This is a genomic window from Moorena sp. SIO4E2, from assembly GCF_010671945.1.
Taxonomy (GTDB): Bacteria; Cyanobacteriota; Cyanobacteriia; order Cyanobacteriales; family Coleofasciculaceae; genus Moorena; species Moorena producens.
In genome coordinates this window covers 1-2,902 of record NZ_JAAHIE010000774.1, presented here as the reverse complement: position 1 = coordinate 2,902, position 2,902 = coordinate 1, and the positions used below count along the sequence as shown (strand labels likewise).

2 protein-coding genes are annotated in these 2,902 nt (G+C 46.5%); both read right to left on the bottom strand.

Going from position 1 to position 2,902, the window contains the following annotated elements:
• Nucleotides 1–130: 130 nt before the first annotated feature.
• Nucleotides 131–1,222 carry a tetratricopeptide repeat protein gene (locus F6K37_RS36995; protein ID WP_287255966.1) on the bottom strand — a complete coding sequence of 364 codons (1,092 nt, stop codon included), beginning with the start codon at nucleotides 1,220–1,222 and terminating at the stop codon, nucleotides 131–133.
• On the bottom strand, nucleotides 1,222–2,463 hold the full coding sequence (locus F6K37_RS36990; protein ID WP_287255965.1) for a tetratricopeptide repeat protein: 1,242 nt from the start codon (nucleotides 2,461–2,463) through the stop codon (nucleotides 1,222–1,224). Before F6K37_RS36990 ends, F6K37_RS36995 begins: the two co-directional genes overlap by 1 nt.
• Between the last annotated feature and the right edge of the window lie 439 nt (nucleotides 2,464–2,902).

Below are 2,902 nucleotides of genomic sequence, written 5' to 3'. Positions count from 1 at the left end.
TGCTTTCTTGAGCTTGGGCTATACTCATCTGTCCCCATGGTGGCACGGGAACTGCTCTGATCCCGATCACACCGACTAGGGTAGCCGCCATCAGCCCTGGGTTGATTAGGATTTTTGCCTTCATGAACGATTAGCCCCCTAAAATCTTAACCATTTGTTGTTCCAATTGACCTGCCCTGACCTGATCTCCCAAGGTGTGATAAACCTGTTTCCCTTTCTCTAGCCACGCGATCGCTTCATTCTTCTGGCCGATAATCCCACTGGTCACTGCCAGTCCCCCAAGCACTTGAGCTTGAGTATCTAAATCTCCCGCTGCCTTAGCCAGTTCTAGGGCTTGCCGGTAACCCTCCCTAGCTAGGCGATTTAATCCCACCTGTTGGTAAATGTCCCCCAGAAGTTGATAAACCCGGATCGACTCAAGTCCATCAGCCAAAGCTGTTTCCAGCAGGTTAATGGCTTCAGCGTTTAAGTCATTGCTGCGGTACAAATGAGCCAAGGCTAGTGCTTCTGCTGGCTTACTCAACTGCTTTTGCTTAATTTGCTCTGCTGCTGCCCTTACCTCCTGGGCTTTTTCCTGACCGAGGATGCTAAACCCGAAACTCCCTTCATCTTTAGAACTTTTGCCTTGGTCAGTCTTGACAATCAGCCAATAACGAGCACCTGGTTGTAGGGACTGCTTGCCTGAGTAAACTATCTCCGTTGCACTGGTTTCCTGAGTCCACTTCACCCCTGGACCTATCACTGTCACTTGGTAAGTGCTCGCGCCCTCAACCTGATGCCAGCCCAAGAGCGGTTGCTGATTAAGCACAGAACTATCCCGAGGTCTAAGAATATAAGGAATCTCTGGATTATTGGCTGCTCTTTCAATCACTGTATCCTGGTCGGATTGAGATAGCTTTGGTTTTGAGGTAGGAGGACAGCCTTCAGAGACGATATAGTCTCTGCCACCCTCGGGTTCCCACGGCATTAAGTTCTGGCACAGGACTTTAGCAAAGGTATTGCTGGCCAGTAAGAGGTGATCCTTAGCCGCCAATGGCGCACCAATAAAGGCTGGCTGATAATCCTGCCAAGTGGAACGCTTCATTTTCACCTGACCTTGAGGACGAAGGGCCACAACTAGATTTAAACCATTTCCGATCGGACGAGCTGGTCTAGCTAAGCTGACTACCAAGCTCAGCCCCAGGAGCAAGCCAATCAAGAGTTTCCATTTTTTCCATTGCATTAGAGTTTACCTGCCTTCTTTAACGCTTTGTAAGCTAAAACTAACCATTTCGGTTGATCGGGATTAACAATTGAACCTAGCTCAGAACACGTTTGCCATTGTTCAAGGGCTTCGCTATTGCGCGTTTGCTGTTCATAGACCTGAGCTAACAAACAGTGTGCTGAGCCGCGAGTTGTGATTTGTTCCAATCCCTCTGGTGTAGTGGCTAAAGCGATCGCTCCCGTTAGAATGGACTCTGCTTGGTCTAGTTGCTGCTGTTGCAACAATGCCCAACCGAAATTTTTCATCAAGTTGTATCTGATCCTCAAGGGCTGATTTTCCGTCTCCTGTAAACTTTTCCACAGCAGAGGTGTAGCCAATTCTGGTTTATTCTCCAATATCCACAAGCGAGCCAAATTGTTCTCGGCCTTAATCAAATTCCCCTTAACAGCAAATTGATATTGACTCTTGGCTTTATCGAACTGTTGCAGGTCTTCGTAGAGGGACCCTAGATTATAGTGAGCGTTGACATTATCTGGATCGAGAGCCAAAGCCTGAAGATAATCGGCTTCAGCACCAGCCAATTGCCCCTGATTATATTTCTTGACTCCCTGGCGATTGTACCAATCGGAAAAAGCTGGCTTGTTAGAGAATAATAGGGCTAGAACCGCACACAGCAACAATGTGGAAGCGAATTTGGCTTCTTCATGGTAATGCTTGGGAATACGCAGCCTGTTCAGTAATTTTTCAAACCCTTGTTTTCCGGCCTGGGTCAGTTCGCTTCTGGCTTGCAATAGGGTTAAGATACTCGGAAACGCCACCACTGCCACTCCCGCAACTCCGGTGCCAGCACTCAGAAATCGGGGCACAATATCCACCAACAAACTCAGATTCACCGTCCAACTGCCCACCGTCAGCCCTTTCCACAACCAATCCCAGCGGTCCCAGGGATGAGGTGGTGCTTCTGTTTCCAATCGCCACCACCACGCAGCGGCGGGAGGCTGAAAACTGTTTCGGTATTCAGCTAAGTCGATGACTTTGGTAATCTGCTCTGCTTTGCTCTTCAGCAGAGCGTCCAACTCAACCAGTTGCTGTTGATCCGTTGTAGATACGTGATTACACTGACTCCAAGCCGCCTGCACAGCATCCCTGGCATTGAAAATCTCTAGCACTTCCTTTACTTGAGGAGATTTAGACTCTTTTAGGTTAGAGAGTGCTTCTTGATAGCAATTAAGGGCAGTTTCTAGCTCAGAAGTAGTCATCTATAATTTGACAACTCAATAGCACAGATGATTCTTTTGTAGTTTAGATCTTTTTTTATCTATTTGGAGCAATTAGGAAAAAACTCTTGCATAACTCATAAGTCTTAAAAATGCTATAGCTCTTAGGAAATAGGCCGTAAGGAGTAGACCCTAGGGAGTAGTGGTTCAGTTATAGCGCTACGCTTAGCGTCAGAAGTCAGAAGTTAGAAGTCAGAAGTAAGCTATGACTAAGTTTCAGAGTTTAGGAGCGACTGCATCAAGACAATGTCCTAATTTGAATGCGTAGTGCTATATCAGCTATTAGCTATCAGCTATCATAAAAAAAATCCCAATTAAAGTAGGGTGGGCAAAGTCATCTAATCATTAATACTCATTTGAAGCCAACGGTTTTTGCCCACCCTACAAGCTTAAAAGGTGAAAAAAATCCCAATTAAAGTAA

Coding starts and splice junctions, on each gene's coding strand:
- F6K37_RS36995 (WP_287255966.1), bottom strand. CDS start 1,222: ATGCAATGGAAAAAATGGAAACTCTTGATTGGCTTGCTCCTGGGGCTG.
- F6K37_RS36990 (WP_287255965.1), bottom strand. CDS start 2,463: ATGACTACTTCTGAGCTAGAAACTGCCCTTAATTGCTATCAAGAAGCA.